The organism is Bradyrhizobium pachyrhizi (assembly GCF_029714545.1).
Classification (GTDB): domain Bacteria; phylum Pseudomonadota; class Alphaproteobacteria; order Rhizobiales; family Xanthobacteraceae; genus Bradyrhizobium; species Bradyrhizobium pachyrhizi.
The window spans coordinates 2,789,184-2,804,818 of sequence record NZ_CP121667.1 but is presented as its reverse complement, the minus strand read 5'-3'; the positions used below and the strand labels follow the sequence as shown (position 1 = coordinate 2,804,818).

Annotated in this window: 21 protein-coding genes and 3 pseudogenes; 9 read left to right on the top strand and 15 right to left on the bottom strand. The window is 60.0% G+C overall.

Annotated features, from left to right (window positions below):
- Positions 1 to 25: 25 nt before the first annotated feature.
- Positions 26 to 289, top strand: coding sequence for a cation efflux transmembrane domain-containing protein (locus tag QA639_RS12960; protein WP_283089935.1), 264 nt, complete (start codon positions 26 to 28; stop codon positions 287 to 289).
- Between the two features lie 15 nt (positions 290 to 304).
- On the opposite strand, the gene QA639_RS12955 is transcribed toward QA639_RS12960, so the two are convergent.
- Positions 305 to 721 carry an NUDIX domain-containing protein gene (locus QA639_RS12955; RefSeq protein WP_283089934.1) on the bottom strand — a complete coding sequence of 139 codons (417 nt, stop codon included), beginning with the start codon at positions 719 to 721 and terminating at the stop codon, positions 305 to 307.
- Here QA639_RS12955 and QA639_RS12950 point away from each other — a divergent pair.
- From QA639_RS12950 to QA639_RS12940, 3 genes are all read left to right on the top strand, one after another.
- Complete coding sequence (locus QA639_RS12950; protein ID WP_283089933.1) at positions 711 to 1,124, top strand: hypothetical protein; 414 nt, start codon at positions 711 to 713, stop codon at positions 1,122 to 1,124. The two genes, QA639_RS12955 and QA639_RS12950, sit on opposite strands and share 11 nt — an antisense overlap.
- Before the next feature lie 606 nt (positions 1,125 to 1,730).
- A complete protein-coding gene (locus QA639_RS12945) occupies positions 1,731 to 2,108 on the top strand; it encodes a hypothetical protein (protein WP_283089932.1) in 378 nt (125 codons plus the stop codon).
- A 347-nt stretch (positions 2,109 to 2,455) separates the two neighbouring features.
- Positions 2,456 to 2,635 (top strand): hypothetical protein, encoded by a 180-nt coding sequence (locus QA639_RS12940; protein ID WP_346283727.1) that lies wholly within the window; start codon positions 2,456 to 2,458, stop codon positions 2,633 to 2,635.
- Positions 2,636 to 4,689: 2,054 nt separating this feature from the next.
- Here the strand turns inward: QA639_RS12940 and QA639_RS12935 are convergent.
- The gene (locus tag QA639_RS12935) at positions 4,690 to 4,815 is read right to left on the bottom strand and encodes a hypothetical protein (protein ID WP_283089931.1); all 126 of its coding nucleotides are present in this window, start codon (positions 4,813 to 4,815) and stop codon (positions 4,690 to 4,692) included.
- A gap of 157 nt (positions 4,816 to 4,972) precedes the next feature.
- On the opposite strand from QA639_RS12935, the gene QA639_RS12930 reads away from it, so the two are divergent.
- Entirely contained in the window at positions 4,973 to 5,149 is a 177-nt protein-coding gene (locus QA639_RS12930; protein WP_283089930.1) for a hypothetical protein, read from the top strand.
- 176 nt (positions 5,150 to 5,325) lie between these two features.
- Here the strand turns inward: QA639_RS12930 and QA639_RS12925 are convergent, their stop codons facing one another.
- From QA639_RS12925 to QA639_RS12875, 11 genes are all read right to left on the bottom strand, one after another.
- Positions 5,326 to 5,502, bottom strand: a complete 177-nt coding sequence (locus QA639_RS12925; protein WP_172646947.1) for a hypothetical protein — start codon at positions 5,500 to 5,502, stop codon at positions 5,326 to 5,328.
- A 106-nt stretch (positions 5,503 to 5,608) separates the two neighbouring features.
- Positions 5,609 to 5,752, bottom strand: a complete 144-nt coding sequence (locus QA639_RS12920; RefSeq protein WP_283089929.1) for a hypothetical protein — start codon at positions 5,750 to 5,752, stop codon at positions 5,609 to 5,611.
- Positions 5,753 to 5,755: 3 nt separating this feature from the next.
- Positions 5,756 to 6,112: a hypothetical protein gene (locus QA639_RS12915; RefSeq protein WP_283089928.1), complete on the bottom strand. Its 357-nt coding sequence runs from the start codon at positions 6,110 to 6,112 to the stop codon at positions 5,756 to 5,758.
- A 162-nt stretch (positions 6,113 to 6,274) separates the two neighbouring features.
- The gene (locus tag QA639_RS12910) at positions 6,275 to 7,117 is read right to left on the bottom strand and encodes a hypothetical protein (RefSeq protein ID WP_283089927.1); all 843 of its coding nucleotides are present in this window, start codon (positions 7,115 to 7,117) and stop codon (positions 6,275 to 6,277) included.
- Positions 7,118 to 7,166: 49 nt separating this feature from the next.
- Entirely contained in the window at positions 7,167 to 8,477 is a 1,311-nt protein-coding gene (locus QA639_RS12905; protein WP_283089926.1) for a Rossmann-fold NAD(P)-binding domain-containing protein, read from the bottom strand.
- Positions 8,452 to 8,853, bottom strand: a complete 402-nt coding sequence (locus QA639_RS12900; protein ID WP_346283726.1) for a terminase small subunit-like protein — start codon at positions 8,851 to 8,853, stop codon at positions 8,452 to 8,454. Before QA639_RS12900 ends, QA639_RS12905 begins: the two co-directional genes overlap by 26 nt.
- Before the next feature lie 243 nt (positions 8,854 to 9,096).
- On the bottom strand, positions 9,097 to 9,255 hold the full coding sequence (locus QA639_RS12895; RefSeq protein ID WP_283089924.1) for a hypothetical protein: 159 nt from the start codon (positions 9,253 to 9,255) through the stop codon (positions 9,097 to 9,099).
- The gene (locus tag QA639_RS12890) at positions 9,242 to 9,517 is read right to left on the bottom strand and encodes a hypothetical protein (protein WP_346283725.1); all 276 of its coding nucleotides are present in this window, start codon (positions 9,515 to 9,517) and stop codon (positions 9,242 to 9,244) included. Before QA639_RS12890 ends, QA639_RS12895 begins: the two co-directional genes overlap by 14 nt.
- Positions 9,518 to 9,735: 218 nt before the next feature.
- On the bottom strand, positions 9,736 to 10,143 hold the full coding sequence (locus QA639_RS12885; protein ID WP_283089923.1) for a hypothetical protein: 408 nt from the start codon (positions 10,141 to 10,143) through the stop codon (positions 9,736 to 9,738).
- A complete protein-coding gene (locus QA639_RS12880) occupies positions 10,140 to 10,436 on the bottom strand; it encodes a hypothetical protein (protein WP_283089922.1) in 297 nt (98 codons plus the stop codon). The genes QA639_RS12885 and QA639_RS12880 overlap by 4 nt, the downstream gene beginning before the upstream one ends.
- Positions 10,433 to 10,936, bottom strand: coding sequence for a DUF6362 family protein (locus QA639_RS12875; protein ID WP_283089921.1), 504 nt, complete (start codon positions 10,934 to 10,936; stop codon positions 10,433 to 10,435). Before QA639_RS12875 ends, QA639_RS12880 begins: the two co-directional genes overlap by 4 nt.
- A gap of 107 nt (positions 10,937 to 11,043) precedes the next feature.
- Between QA639_RS12875 and QA639_RS12870 the strand changes: the two genes are divergently transcribed.
- On the top strand, positions 11,044 to 11,478 hold the full coding sequence (locus QA639_RS12870) for a hypothetical protein (protein WP_283089920.1): 435 nt from the start codon (positions 11,044 to 11,046) through the stop codon (positions 11,476 to 11,478).
- An 18-nt stretch (positions 11,479 to 11,496) separates the two neighbouring features.
- Positions 11,497 to 12,543, top strand: a pseudogene (locus QA639_RS12865) (tyrosine-type recombinase/integrase); the annotation flags it as partial.
- Positions 12,544 to 12,599: 56 nt separating this feature from the next.
- On the opposite strand, the pseudogene QA639_RS12860 reads toward QA639_RS12865, so the two are convergent.
- Positions 12,600 to 13,085: pseudogene (locus QA639_RS12860) on the bottom strand (SDR family oxidoreductase); the annotation flags it as partial.
- A gap of 168 nt (positions 13,086 to 13,253) precedes the next feature.
- Here QA639_RS12860 and QA639_RS12855 point away from each other — a divergent pair.
- Positions 13,254 to 13,552, top strand: a pseudogene (locus QA639_RS12855) (NAD(P)-binding domain-containing protein); the annotation flags it as partial.
- Positions 13,553 to 13,700: 148 nt separating this feature from the next.
- On the opposite strand, the gene QA639_RS12850 reads toward QA639_RS12855, so the two are convergent.
- Entirely contained in the window at positions 13,701 to 14,291 is a 591-nt protein-coding gene (locus tag QA639_RS12850; protein ID WP_283089919.1) for a TetR/AcrR family transcriptional regulator C-terminal domain-containing protein, read from the bottom strand.
- Positions 14,292 to 14,359: 68 nt separating this feature from the next.
- On the opposite strand from QA639_RS12850, the gene QA639_RS12845 reads away from it, so the two are divergent.
- Positions 14,360 to 15,631, top strand: a complete 1,272-nt coding sequence (locus QA639_RS12845; protein WP_283089918.1) for an FAD-dependent oxidoreductase — start codon at positions 14,360 to 14,362, stop codon at positions 15,629 to 15,631.
- Positions 15,632 to 15,635: the final 4 nt, after the last annotated feature.

Here is a 15,635-nt window from a genome sequence, read left to right as displayed (position 1 = left end):
GGGTTTCAATGAGAGAGCCCAATCGTTGGAACTGTCGACGCGCGACCCCGTTTCACTCACGATCAGTCATGGCCGCCAGCACCCCGCCAAAATCAGAGAAGGTCATCTACGCTGCCGTGTGGGCAATCTCCTGGTGGCTCTTACCAAGCTAACGGCAGCCCGGCTGACCGGCAGCTCTTCCATGTTCAGCGAAAGTACGCACTACTTTGTCGATACCGGCAACGAGGCACTGCTGCTCCATGGTTACTACCGGTCGCGCCGGACAACAGATCGTGCGTATCCGAAATGATTCCAATCCGGAACATCATGTCCCCGCGCCCTCAACCGCAATCGCCAAAAGACGATCGAGAAAGTCAGCTTGAGCGGACAGCATCTTGGTCCGCGCGAGCTCTATATCGAACCATTCGGCGCGGTCGACTTCGGGAAAGCTCTGCCGTCGACCGCTTCGGGGCGGCCATTCGATATCGAAGGTATTGCTGGTCAGCGTTACCGGGTCAAAGTGGCCCTCGCCGGCGAATGCGATGACGCGCTTCCCTCCTCGCTGTCGGACTTCCCCCAGCGCCTGGAGTGGACCAATCGAAGCGCTCGGGCCGAGTTCTTCGGCAAACTCGCGTCGAGCGACGTTCTCCGGAGCATCATTGGCATCGATTTCGCCCTTTGGAACGGACCAAGCGGCTTCTCTCTCGCGGGAATGGGCGCGATCATGGGGAATGGGATCCAAGTCTCGGGAGTATATGTTCGGCGCCACCGTCCGGCATCTGGCCGAGCGGGCGAAGGAAGCCAGACTGACGGCCGACACCGCGGCCTGCCAAGCCTGGAACGCCCGCATGCTCGCTTTCCAAGGCCCTGCTCAGCCCTCCCCAGCTCTCGGCGACGCGCTCAATGCCGGCTACCGCTATCTCGAGGTGAAGTGCCTCGGCTGTGAAACCCATCAGACCGTCGCGCTGGACATCGTCAGGCGGCCGAAATGGACGCCCATCCACGAGCTCGAACGCTACATGCGCTGCAAGCAGTGCTCTCGCTCGAACGGCTATCCGTTCAAGCGTAGGCATCTGGTGGCGTTGCGAACGAACAAGATCTCGGCCATGAACCCGTCCTCGACGTGGTGGCCGGGAGAGCGTTGACACATTGCGGCAGCGCCAGAAGAAAGTCCCGTGCCTCATTGGAACGCTATCAACAGGACAATTGTTGTCTGGGAACACCGGCGGAGGCCGCGGAAGTGGCGGACGAACTTGGATATTCGGGTCACCGGCTAGTGGTCGTCGAGCAACCCGGCGGCGGATTCTTGGTTGAGATCGCGCCTCTCGACCGCAGCGGCCAAACCATTAGAACCATGACCTATCAAAGTTCGCGAGAAGCGATTGCCGCAGCAAAGAGGACCATTGACGAGCACCCCGGAAACAGACGCGCCTCGTAGCGCTCTCTAGAGGATCCTCGGATCGGTCCCCCGCCGCTCTATCCGAACTGCTTATCGTGCGCCGAACCGTGATCAGCGGCGACAAGCTGGAGAGCGACTTCGTGGTGATCCAATCCAATGACGTCTTCCCAGTAGTCTCTTTGGACAAAAAGTACCTGTGCCCGCTGTGCGGTGAGGCTGCGGTGACCGTTTCTGCTCAGAGCGCCGCGTTTTCGTCTCGGGCGATATCTGACCTGGCTTGCTCCAATGGACACAGACTTATAATCACACCAGGGGGCAAGATCGTGGTTACCCGAAGCTCGAGAACGGACCAATGGTAGACCTCACTGCAGAAACGGCGCGACTGATGAAGGTCACTGAGGCGATCGTCGCTGAGCTGGATCGACAAGGTGTCGCCGAAGCGGTCGCCGACCTGGGCTTCGATCCCCTTGAGGTGGCCCGCGTCGTCATCCGCGCAGCAGACGTAGACCTGGTGCCCGTTTCGAAAGCCGCGGACCTGATGCACCTGACAGACACCCCAGCTGAGACCGCACGACTAATGAAGGTCGCAGAGGCGATCGTCCACGAAATGAACTGTCAGGCCGTGGCGGACACGCTCGAAGACCAAGATTTTGCCGTCATGGAGCTGGCCCGGGTGGTGACCCGCGCCGCGGATGGCGAGGTAGTGCCATTTCGTCGGCCGTATTTCTGATGGATTTGTTTCTCTGCCCCGGGACGCGGCGAAGGGGCGCGAGCGATAGTCCATTCGGGCCAGGCGCTCTTGGTGCATCTTATGCTATAAATGTCCGTCTTAGCCAAAGCTGAGTTGCCGACCGCTCAGGGGCACGCCATGGCTGAAATCTTATATCGTTCGAGCATCATCATCTTGGGCTTAAGCCCTATCGCAATCACTGCAATTGTAGTGTTTATGTGAAGCTGCCTCGATCAGCAGACTAAACAGACAAGCGATGAAATACATCGGCGACCGCCCCTACTCCGACCCCGAGAAGGCCGCCCGCAGGCTCATGGAGCACGCGCGAGCATTCGAGCCGATCCAGGATGGCCGGATCTATCGAGAAGATCAACTATCCAATGCTCTACCAGGACAAGGCGACGCCGGCCGAGTACTGGGCTGGGTTGGAGTATGCCAAGGACCAAGGCTGGCTCGAGTACCACGAGAGTGGGACGCCTGCCGATAACCGCCCGAGCGAGGACCTGTTCCTGACTAGCCAAAAATAGGCCGGATTTCTGATTAGAAACAATCCGCTCAGGCACGGTTTTATGGCTATGCGGCCGGCTAGCGAAGTTCATTTAGTCCGCGTGACGACCGATAACGGCGAGGTCCAAATCTGGCTCGCTGCGACCTCGCGCGAAGAAGCGGTTGATCGGGTGCTGGACGAAATCCCGGAAGGTGGGCTGTTAGTCTCATTCAGCGACAGCTTGCCGCCGAGCACATCCCGGCGCTCAACATGGAGCCCGGAGAAGTGCGCAGGCATTGGGTGTCCTGAAGAACCGGCCCCAGCGCTTGGGAGCACGCTGGGGCCATGGGCATCACACTGACCGAATGCGGCTTGGTCGAGCTGATGAATGCCGCATTCGTCAGATGAACAAGCTTCCGCCACGTTCGTTCCTAGCTAGCCATGGGAACACTGGGGCTAGTTCTCTTCCGCGCTTCGCCTCAGGCGCGCGCTGACTGCAGCCTCCGTTCGCCCGAGCTTGTAGGCAATCTCGCGCTGCGTCAGATTTGTGGTGCGGAGTAACTGCAATAGGCGCTGCTCGTCCTCTTGGGACCACGCTGGCACTGGAATCCCCCAAAATTGCTTGGTCAGGAAATGCCAGTATGGATTGCATGTTCCTCGATTCCCGTCTATCCGGTCCGGAAATCAGGGCCGTTACTTAACCCGATAAGTTTGCCCATGCGCCCGACAAGGAAAGGCCCCAGCGACTCGCGGAGGCCAGGGCCAGTGTCTGACTGGGCGTTCTCAGCGCCGGTAGCGATGCGGCGCCGAACACGGCGACCAATGCCACTGCATCCGCTTCGTTCCTAATCGAAAAGGCCCCAGCATCCGGATCATGCTGGGGCCAAGTCGGATTCGCCGAGCCGCTGCCCGCCGAGAAGCAGCGGTCGTCGTTATCAGGGCCGAAAGAATACGAAATGAAAATTACGTGCCCCGTTGCTAGGAGCCTCCCAAATGAGGCCCGGCTCCGGAAATTACGTCTGTGAATCTCGCTGGATTTTTTTCCCCGGCGGGCAAGGAACCATCGAGACGGCATAGCGTCTAATTGACGCTTCTGGTCAGCCAAGGTGCCCCCCCGACTGCCAGAAGAAAACCCGTATCGCTCGGGTTGGCGGCCCCCGGTTGGGGCCGCTTTTCAGCGAAGTTAAGACACTCAGGGCATCTGGGAAAACGTGGCAATTCCTAACACTGGTGTTAGTCTCGGGCTTCTCGGGTCACGTCCCGATTCATCATAGAATGACTAGGCCCCGGCACCGGCCTCTAGGCCCCCAGAGGTGCTGGGGCTTTTCTTAGGTGGGCGGCGGCGTCAATCGTCAGTTCTGCTGCCATTATTTCGATATTGCAGGTTCCTGGAACAGGCACAAACTGCATGTATGTATGGATCAGACCATCACTTAGACGCAGTAGAATACGGCTTCCTGGGCTTTGCCTGCGCGTCCTTTGTCGGGCTGCTCGTTAGCATGAGTTGGCTTCTGATGGGTTGAACGGCCTACGTTATGGACGACCAAAACTCAGCCTCAGCTTGTACCCCTGCTAAGGCCTCTTCTTGGGATTTGCCAACCGACCTCTCCTTCTTTGACCTGCGCGGCACCGCGAATTTCTGCTTAACCGACATACTAACATAAGTTAAAATGTGGCTTTTGCTGCATTAGGTAGCTTATGTCCGAAACGGACGTTCGTATCCGAGCGCTCGAGGATCAGATCGCAAAGCAGATCGAACTGGTCGCGCAACTGATTTGCGAGAACAAGAGCGCGGTCGAGGCAGAGCGAGAGCTTAACCGGCTCGAAAGAAAACTGGTCGAGGAAAGTATGCGATCGGACAAGGCTGGCTTGAGTATCGCGAGAGCGCGACGTTCATGAGGATGCTGCAGCCGGGCAAAGATCTGCTCGCCTGAGCAAGGTCCCCAGGCCTTCTCAATTGTGCCTATCGCCTCTGCCGTTCTGACACGATGTACCAATATCCCGTCCCGACCGCAGCAGCAGCGCTGAGCACTCCTACGATTGCGACGACGCCTTCCGCTAGCTCCATACGGGCCTCATCAAAATCCTGAAGGCTTAGAAGATAAAATCAACCACCAGCACTGCGCCGACGACGCTCAGGACTACGATGATCAGAATCCAATCACCTCGGCGTTCTTCCGTCATAGGGCCTTGCAAGGCGAGGCGCCGGATCGTCCACATCGGGGCCTCCAGCGCGGATTCGTAATCCCGCCCACGATACTTATCTTTCCAACATGCGCAAATCCGATCTCTGCCTGCCAACCGTTGGGAACGTGGTTCCGGCCGGGCCCGAGTGGTTCGACTATACTCGCCGTCGAAGTCGTCGCGGGAGTTTTGAATGACGAAGGACGCTTTCGACCAATGGTGGGAATGGGCCCGGAAGCCGCTGGAGAGCGAGCTGGCGATACCGGTCGAGATCTGGCGTCCGGTCTCGCGGCTCTCACCGGATGAGAGGCTTGACCGTCAGAAGGTCAATGAGGCTGTGGCAGCGCACAAGGAGCCCGACGCCGGTTAAGGCGCCGGGCAAGTCTCTGGGAGGAAACAGCCTGAAGGCTCAGGCCGAGCTACCGTCTGTCCAGACGATCAGACGGATTGGGCGGCGAGACAGCCACCATCCTTGAATTGCGATACCGATGGTCAGGGCAGAGAGAACGATCATGAAGGCCGCAAGCCAGCGGATCCAGAACTCCATCACATCCTGGCTTTGATGAAGTCCGCAAGGTGGTTCGCGGCGCGCGCCAGTGATGCGGATGCTTCCTTCAGCTCATCCTGAGCTTTCTTCAGCCGCTCTTCCTGTTGGGTGAAGTCTTTGTCCCCGCGGCCGTCGTCGGCGAAGATGCGTCGAAACTGGTTTATGATCTGGTTCATCGCTTTGCCCGTATCTCAGAGGTCAGGGCTTCCAACGCGGTACGCGTGCTGTGAATGGCTTCGGCGAGGCGGTCGGCTGCCAACACGCGCTCGTCATAGCTTTCCGTCAGCTGGTTTTCGAGCAATTGGATTCGGATAGGTCAGCAGCAATCTTGTTATCGACGTTCCCGGCCTTCAGCTTTTCCCGATATGCATCGATCAGGCCCTTGATGACGGGCCCCCCGATGAAGCCAATGATGGTTTCCCACATCGGTTAGGTCTTCCCGACCGACCGCAGCCGCGCCGCGATGGTGATGGCCGAGATCCCCATCATCACGTAGGCGAGATACAGCGGATTGTCCTTCAGCGCCTCCATGACCTGGGCCTTCAAGTCGGGGTCACCCAAGGCGGAGGCAATCGGATCGAGCCACTGAAACACGGTTCCGATGCCGGTCAGGAACAGGCCCCAGAGCACCGTGACCGACCGGCCCATGAGAGCCCAGACCTTGCCCCAGAACGTGTCGGCCTCGGCGTAGAAGGACTTCAGCGCGGGGATCGCATGGAGAACCGGCCGCAAGAACATAAAATACGCACACAGCACACCCGGCACGATCAAAATCAGCCAAAGCATCGTCATTTCCTTCCGAAGAGAGATTTGAAGAGGTCAACAAAAAAGGCCCCGATGGAGCCTTTGGCGGGAGACGAGACTGAGGGGGTTGCCGGCGGCGCCGGAGGCGGCTTTAGTGTCGGCGTAGTCGCGGCCCCGCAAACGATATCGTCGGATCGATCTGCATCATCGCAAGGATGAGGCCAGCACAGCCGAGCTGCCTATCCGTAACGTGCTCGATCGGGCCGTGATCAACGAGGATCTTGCCGCCAGGTCCCGTGGGCGGATCATAGATGTCAGTGCCGGCCCAAATGTATGGCGACGGTCGCCCTTTGTTGGCATAGCCCCGCCGATCTCCTTGCCGAACCGATTGATGAGCTGATCGCGCCCGAGATATCCGCGGAAGGCCTCCCACTCGACTTCATCCCAGGTCCGCGAGATCGAATGCACGAAATCGCCGCGCTGGTAGTATTCCAGCAGGACATTTTCCGACTTCAGGATCGTCTGCGGGCTCGCGTAAGCTTCCTTGGCCTGCTCCTCCAGGTCCCGCGCCGGATCGATCGCCGCGTCATCCAGCTGACCGGCCTCCCGGGTTACGGTGTCGAACACCGGAGAGTATTTCACCCGCGCGATACCGCGCGCATAGAGCAGGTAATCGTCTCGCACCTGAAGGAACTTTGACATGTAGTCGTTGGCCTCGAAGGTGAAGTTGATCGCGCGCTGCAACATCTCAGTTGCCTTGCTCGCAACCGGATCGCGATCCTTCCATCGCTGCTGCACGGCTCCTTTCGGCAGCTTCGACATGACGGCCGGCTTCATGGTCTCCATATTTGACCAGAGCATCTGATTGCCGCGCTTCCGAGCCGTCGCCGACGCCTCATAGCGGTACTTGTCGCGGATCTTGCGGCAACGATCCTCCCAGCGCTTCATCGCCGTCGTGTTCTGGGCGCGTTCGATCTCGGTCAGCCAGTGAGCGACGTCACTGTCTTTGCCGCTATCGTCCGGAGTATCATCAGCCAAGGTGTTCACTCACAGTGTTTCCCTCGCAAAACTGTCGTTCTGCCCGTCGCCTGCCCATTCATCGAACGTCATTTAACAGCGGTTTCGCAACCGGCGGCGCGGGCTGTTCAACCTGCTGCCAGCCCATCGCCAGATATCGGAAGGCATCCGCGCCATGGCTGGCCCAATTGTGCAGCGGCGTGCTCTTGAAAACCTTGCGGTCGTCGTCCCACTCTTTCGAGTACTGACGCAGAGCCTCACAGCCCGCCGTCGTCTTGGTCTCGTTGAACCAGCACCGCGGCAACGTTAGCCGGACCGCGTTGACACCATCATCCACGCGATGGTCGGGGCACAGCACCGGCCGGCGCTTCTTGCTGAACATCGTCTCGATGCGGGTACGACCAGAGCCGAGCTCCGGCGCCTTTGCATCGTGCGGGACAATGTCCTCACCGTGATAGCCGCGATCGTTCAGCAGATCGCAATAGTCAGGAATGAACGACGTCTGCCCCTGCAAGTAGTCGACCAGCCTGATCTGCCCAGCCACGATCTGCCAGCACCAGATCGCCATGTGATCGCCCTTGCCAAGGTCCCAAGCGGTATTCACCGGGACGCTCGGCTCGATCGGAACGATGCCGATCCGCTTCTCCTGGTCGGCGCGCAGCATCTCGCGGCCGTAGTAGGCGCCCAGGATCGCGCCTTCGAAGGAGCAATTGTACCCCTGCTCGATCAGGGCATCGCCTTCGTCGACGCCGTAGATCGAGTGATACTCGAGCCGCTGCTCCTCGATCGTCTGCTGGCTCACCGCGCCAGTGTCGGCGGCGCGCAGGATCTGAGCGAACCACTCCGGATTGCCCTTCGCCATGCCGTACATCGTCTTGACATGGTTCCGACCGCGAGGCGTCGTGATGAAGGTTGCCCAACCGTTGTTTTCAGCCAGGATCGGCGCCAAATAGGCCCACGCCGACGGGTTGCAGATCGCCCACTCCGAGAACGCTATGCCGGCCGGCGGAGCGCCGACCAGGCTGTCCGGATTATCCGATCCAACGACGCGCCAGATCGAACCGGACTGGAACTCAATCACCATCGACGAGTTGTCGATCCGGCGTCGCAAAGGCGCCGGAAACGCTTCGTCTATGCGTCGCTTCCCCGTGTGCGGGTTGATCGCCTCCCAGATCGCTTTCCGGGCCTGCTCGTATCGTGGCAGGCAATGCCAATAGTTGGCCACGCGCTCGTGAGCGGCAATGGCTGTCCGATGCAGGATCAGATCGTCCTTGCCGGCACGACGGTGCCACACGAGCAGAGAGCGCTTCACGCCTCGCTCCAAGGCGTACCACGCTGGCAGCTGATACGGCCTCGGCTCCCACTTATGCGGGAGCAGAAGTTCCGTCATCCGAGAACCTGCGGATCACCACCGTCAATGGCTGGTCCTTGTCACCGGCCAATTCCAGCTTGTCGCCGTAGATCTTCGGCAACGCCTTCGACAGCAGCCACCGGCGCGCATCGAACCGAAGCCGCGAGCGCTGAACATGCTCCCCGTTCAGCTTGTAGACCTTCTGATCACCCTCGCCCTGCTGCTCAATCCAGTCGTTCCGACCATCGTCAGCGAGCTCGAGCACCTCGTCGGCCATCGTGTGATAGCCGATCTCCCGAGCGAGGCGATACCGGTCCTGGAAGCCTTCACGGTTCTCTGCGACCCACGTCCGGACCGTCGACTCCGGCGGCATGCTAGTGTCCCGGCACACCGCGCGCAGCGTCTTCCCTTCCATGAGACGGGCGAGAATGACCGCGGCGATCTCAGCCGTGTAGACGCTCGGGCGTCCGGACCTTGCTTCCTGTTCTGACATCTCGGCTCGGCTTTTGATCGCCGTTCCCTGGCTACAAATGCAAAACCCGCCGCGGCGGTGCCGGGCGGGCGCATCTATTCACTCAAGCTGATTTGCACGCGAATATTGGCTATGCGGCTGCAAAAGTCAATCGGCTGGCGCCTCACGCTCTACAAGGGCTGCTGATTACCGGAAATACGTCATGCCGCCGACGACGATGGACAAGACAAAAACCAAAACAGCAGCCCCAATGATCCACGGCATGTCACGGCGTTCTCTGGGGGTCATGCAGCTTCCTTCTCCGGTCGCGATCGCGTCCTCATCGGGATTTTCAACCTTGGTCATTCAGGTCGCCTTCTCGGCCCAGCTTCACCGTTCCGGCGATGTGTACTTTCTCGACCGCCTTAGGCGGCTGTAGCCCAGGCGACGTCAGCCACTCGTGAATATGGGCTGCTGTTTCGGCCTGACGGGCTCGGCGCAGGTATAGCTCGCGTTGAGAGCACGGCGGGAGCTGCGCGGCAGCTTCCCTGAAGCGAATCGCCTCCTCGGCCAATCTCTCTTCGAATGTCTTGGTATGCTTGATCCGCTTGCGACGCTTGATGACCATAGCGCGCTCCTTTCCGTTGGAGGACGGCGGGAGCGCGGTGACAGCGTTCTCATCACCGATAAATACCGTGGGGCTGCGCGGTGATGAGGAACGAATACGACGGGCGAGCACGGGATTCAATGTCCCATGTTACTCCGTAAATAATTGTTTTTCTTGAGAAATACTCAAATAGTGCAGAACACTAATTCCGCGCCTAATGACAGTTTCGCCGTGAATTGTCACGCCGCGATCTCCCGCCATCGCTTCAACAACTCGCCGTGCCAGAGCATTGTCGCGCCCGGGTGGATCCTGAACGCTGCGAGGTCAACCGCCCGCTCCATCGTCGCGCCCGGCGCCTCATACCAGCCGCCTGCCCGCTTGATCGGCATCATGTCGCACTGGACAGCCCGGGAGATGTTGGTCGCGATCGCGCGGTTCGGCCCCCAAAGAGCGGCATGAACGGCCAGCGGTGCCGGGCTAGACGCCTGCAGCCGGCCGATCGTGGCGACCAGGTCGAGCGCATAGCCAACACGGCTCATTTCCGTCCTGTGAATCCCCACCTCGGACGTCACCACATACACCGCGGCGAACTCGCCTTGCCGCAACTGATCGCGGATCGGCTTGGCATAGTCGGCAAGGTCGATCATTGGCCGTTTCCCATTTTAATGAGACGGCGGATTATCTCGGCATGATCTGGGGAGCTCTGGCACGATGACATCACTACGCCTGTTGGTTTGAGTGGATGTTGCCAATGGACCGGCCTTTCGCAGATCTGCGCGGTCTCTTCGAGGGCTTCATTGCGAGCCTGTTGAAGGGCCGTATGCATTGTCTCAATGGCCGCCGCCGCAAGTTCAGACCAGATGCGGGCCAAAGGCTGATTGATCAGCTCCGCGCGCCGTTTCTCCATCGCCGCTGCGACCAGTCCTTGCATCTCGCTCATCGCCGCCCCTCGAAACGAGCAGCCTTGTGTTGCCCGTCATGCCAGCGCTTGCCGTCCTTCATCCACCCGACGCCGCCGATCCAGACCTTGCCATGCGGGTTAACGACCGGGTTAACCCCGGCTATGGCCCGCTCAGTCAGGAAATTCGGCAGATGGGCCCGCCCCGCCGGCTCTTCGATGGTCTCGACGCCGTGCTCGACGCCGCCGAAATGCTCCAGGATCAGTGCGACGGATTTATCGATCCGGTTGTGAATTGTCCGCTCGCTGCATCGCTCTCGCTCCGCCATGCGCCAGATCGGCTCATCGTTCGCCCATGCCACCAACCGCGGTACGCCGCCATGGTGATGCCCAAGCCATGCCAGCCAATCCGCAACGGTTTCGGCCTGCGCAATTTCTCGCGCCGTCGGCACGATCCGAACACGGGTTTCGTTGTAGCCGTGTGCCAGCGTCGCATCTTCGGTCGCTCGGCTCCAGACCTGCGAGACGTTGAGGAAACGCATCTCGCTATCGCCAAGGGCGTCGAGGACGACAATCGCATGCTTGATCGCGACCTTTCCTGAAGCGCAATCCGGGCGATGAGGTTGGTGTCATCGAGTCGGATGAGCAATTGGCTGCCGCTGTCGTTTACTCAGGCCTGATGCGGCGTGGCCTGGTTTTTGGTTCTCTGACGCCCGGGAAGGGCGGTTGCTTCCTTACGCCGGCTGGCGAGCTCCATTGCCGAGATCGGCACAGCGCAATGACGCGAACTGGTACCTCACCAGTCCTCGATCTGAGCCCGGCCACGTTAGATGGTCTTCGCGCAAAGGCCGGGCTTGTCGAAGTCGTCATGGACGATTGGGCGGATTTTCCCGGCGGCGTCCAGCTCGACGAACTGCAGAGCACGCTCATTCTCTCGCTCGCGAAGGATGTCATCCGCTTTCAGCGGACGGCGATGATCGAGAAACCCTTCACGGTCGACGGCTTCAGCGGTTGGATGCGCGACGAGATGGACGAAGCGAACCTGCCGCTCGATCGTCGGATATTCGACGGATATTCGACGTAAAACCCCGCGGCGAAAGCTATGTCGAAGACACTCACCGAGGCTCAGATCACGACGGCTAAGGCGCGCTCCCGGCTCGAGCTTGGTGTGCATTGGCGTCGCCTCGATGCCGAAGCGCATCTGGGCTATCGCAAAGGAAAACGGGGTGGCGTTTGGCTTGTCCGCTGGCGCAATCACCACGAAGGCGGCAATTACAAACAGGCGCCAATTGGCATCACCAATGACATCAATGACAGGCCCGCCGACGGAATTCTAACCTTCGAACAGGCCGTCAGAACGGCCCGGGAGGCGGTAGCTCGAGCCAGAACAGAAGCCGCGGCACAGGCGGCGGGCCCGGCTCCTACCGTGCGATCGGCCGTTGAAGCCTACGTCAAGGAACGAGATGCTCGAGAAAGACGCCGAACAGGTCGCGACGTCCAATCCGACGCCGGCACGAAGCTGCGGCGCTACCTTCTTGGTCAGGAAAAGCGCGGCAATCAGGAAGCTATGGACGCTGCTCCTCTCGCATCGGTGCATCTGCATGCCTTGAATGAAGACGACTTGATAGCTTGGCGTGACGGTTTACCGGTGGACTTAAAGGTCACTACCAAGCAGCGGTTCGTCAATGACCTCAAGGCCGCACTAAATGCCGCGTGGCCGCGGCTTTCCGCAGATCGGAAGAAACTAAACCCGGCGTTCCTCGCCATTGTGAAGGCCGGCTTCAAAGCCGAGCGGATCGATGATGATGATGACGTGTCGGTCGCTCGGGATAACCAGATTCTCACGGATGAGAAAGTTGGCGCGATCCTTCAAGCTGCGTGTGAAGTCGATCAGGAGCAAGGATTCGATGGCGATCTATATCGGATCATCGTATGTCTGGCCGCGACGGGCGCGCGGTATGCGCAGGTCAGGCGAATGCGCGTAGGCGACGCCCAGGTTTCTGCACGGCGTCTGATGCTGCCGGGCTCTTACAAGGGACGTGGCGGCAACAGCGGCTCAGAGCCGGTTCCAGTAGGTGACGATGTGGTTGAGGTGCTTTTGCCCGCAATCGCCAGGCGGCCAAGCGATGCACCTCTTTTCGAGCGATGGATCCACGCGTTCGCGATGTCCGATGCCTCTCCGATGCGACGCAATGGCAGCCGCTCCGCAGCGCCGGCGAACATCTTCTCGCGCTCTGCCACGGCCATGCCGGACCACATCGGCGTCGCGACCAGGCCGGGCGAAACCGCGTTGACCCGGACCGGCGCCATCTCGAGCGCAAGCCCGCGTGTCAACGCCTCGAGCGCAGCGTTCACGGCCCCCTGCAGCACGGTGTTGGCGGAGGGGCGTGCGCTCCGAAAGCCGGAAACGAAGCAGAGCGAGCCTCCGTCCCGGATCTTCGCCGCTCGGGCGACATGATAGGCGCCCCAGAACTTGCTCTCCATGGTGGCGCGTGCGTCCGTCAGGTCGGATTTTCGGAGCGGACCGCTGGTCGTCTGCGCTGCCGATACAACGACGTGATCCCATTCCCCTTCGCCGGCGAAGAAGGACTCAATAGAAGGATAATCGGCGGTATCTATCCGGGCCGCCTTGGCGGTCCGGGGAGGCCCGGCGAGCGCGGCGTCGAGCTTGGCCGCGGAGCGGGACGCCATGGTGACCGACGCGCCGGCCTCGCACGCCTGCTTCGCGACGCCAGTCCGATACCCGAACTGCCGCCCACGACCAGAAGGCGCTCTCCTCGAAGACGTCCGTACATGCCTGCTCCTGACATCGATGCGTTCACGCCCACGTCACGCAGCCGAGGTGAGTTGGCTTCGCGCGGTCTCTCCTCCTCCGCCTTCGTCGCGAAGGCGTTCGCCGGCGCCAAGTTCGTGAAAGGTTTCAATCACCTGATTGCGGCCACCCTGGCTGCCGATCCGATCGTCCAGGGCGGCCACCGGGTCGTCTTTCTGTCGAGCGACGACGAGGACGCGCCGCTCCCGTGGCGGCCTTGGCCAAACAACTCGGGTTCGCACCCGTCAAGCTGGGAAAGCTCAACGAGGGTGGCGCGCTGGTGCACGCACGCGACCGCACTTGGGGCCAGCTCATCTTCCAGGATCTGTTCAAGAAGGAGCAGTAATCGCCTCATCGCCACCGATCGCGGCTATAGCAAAGCCCGGCGTATGTAGACAGACATTCTTCTACCGGCTAACGCGACGTCCTAGTCCTTGAGGGTCGTGAACGCGTAGCAACCAGGGACCGGCAACCAGAACCAAAATTTGGTTCGATCATTTATCTCTTCTTGATCGGCGCTTCACTCGTGTTGCGAGGCCATCAAGGATCAGCTTCAGCCCTTCTTCGAAAGCGGCTTCGTGATCGATCCGCGGAACGCCGATCAAATCGTCCGCGGTTGCGCCGAGACTGGCTTCGGCCTGTTCCTCCAGCACGCTTCCGACGGTGAAGTGGCTGGACGCAAGCATCGCCATCTGAGCGTCTCGCTCAGGCAAACCGGACGCGATCAGAAAGGCCATCTTGTGCGCGATCCGATCGATGTCCGTGGCGCTGGGACGGCTACCCGCGTGGAGCTTTGCGCCGTCGCGCCGTCTCAGCAGCGTTCGCCGGAAGCTGCGCGTGTTGTCGAGAAACCAATCACACCAGTCGTCGGATGGCACTGGAAGCGGAGTGGTCGCGTGGGGCTGCATTGCAGTCTCGGCCATGGCGGCGAGCAGTTCCTCCTTCTTGCGAAAATGCCAATACAGCGACGGTTGTTCGACGCCGAGCCGCTTTGCGAGTTGTCTCGTGCTGATGCCCTCGAGGCCAACCTCATCAAGCAGATCTAGTGCTTCGGCAATTACGGCTTCACGATTCAGCTTAGTCATCTTGACAATCTATCAGCGATAGGGAAACTCGTAAACTAGCCTATCACTGATAGATTCGAGTTGCGGGCATGATGGTTGAAACTGGAAGTCGTTCTCTCAAAATTCTCATCTGCGGCGGTGGGATCGCAGGGCCGGCGTTGGCCTATTGGCTCGCCCGAAGCGGCCATCGAGTTGTGGTAGTGGAGCGTTTCCCAGCTCTCAGGGCCACAGGTGCGCAGGTGGACCTGCGCGGGAAAGGCATCGAGGCCGCGAAGCGCATGGGCCTGATCGGTGCCGTCCGGAACAACCTTGTCGATGAGGCCGGCGTCTCGTTCGTCGATTCCCAAGGCCGTGCCAAGGCGACGATGATGGCTAACCGATCTGGTCGAGGCGCCCAATCCCTGACGTCCGATTATGAGATCATGCGCGGCGATATGGTGCGCATTCTCCATGACGCGACCAAGGACGGCGTAGAATACGTCTTTGGCGAGACCGTAGTTGAGTTCGCCCAGGACGATGAGAAGGTCCTAGTTTTCTTCTCGGATGGCACTGCCGACAGGTTTGATCTGCTCGTCGGAGCAGATGGTCAGGGATCGCGTATTCGCAAGGGCATCCTGCCGCCCGATGCAGGGGATCCTTTCCTGCGAATGGGCATCCACATGGCCTATTGGTTCATCCCTCGCACACCGGCAGACGATGGCAACATCCGCAACACATACCTCGCTCCTGGCGGTCGGATGATCATGCGACGAAGCCATAACGCGACGGAAACGCAAGTCTACTTCGTACTCAGGGAGAGCTCTGAAGAGGCTTCAGCGATTCACAGAGCGCCGCTGGACCAGCAAAAGCAATTCTGGATAGAGCGGTTCCGGGACGCCGGCTGGCAGACCGATCGGTTCATCCAAGGCATGATGACGACGCCCAACTTCTACTCTCAGGAAGTGGTGCAGGTCCGCACAGACACCTGGTACAAAGGTAGTGTCGTTCTCGTCGGTGATGCCGCACATTGTGCATCCCCATTTAGCGGCATGGGCGTATCCGGCAGTCTGGTCGGAGCTTATGTCTTAGCGGGTGAGATCAATCGCAATTCGGGGAATCTCGCGCGAGCCTTTGCGCACTACGACAAAACGCTGCGGCCCTTCGTCAACGAAATACAGAACGTAAACCCATCGCTCCTGCGCCTGGGAATGCCCAAGACGAGTCTTGCGATAAACGTCTTTCTTTCCGTAACAGGCTTGGCCGCACTGCTCCGCATCCCGGACCTAGTCGCCAAGTTTTCGTCGGAAGACAGGGACGGCGGCTGGCTTTTACCCGAATATACGGAGCTGCATCCGATCCTTCGGACTGTGCAACCGGATTAGGTGA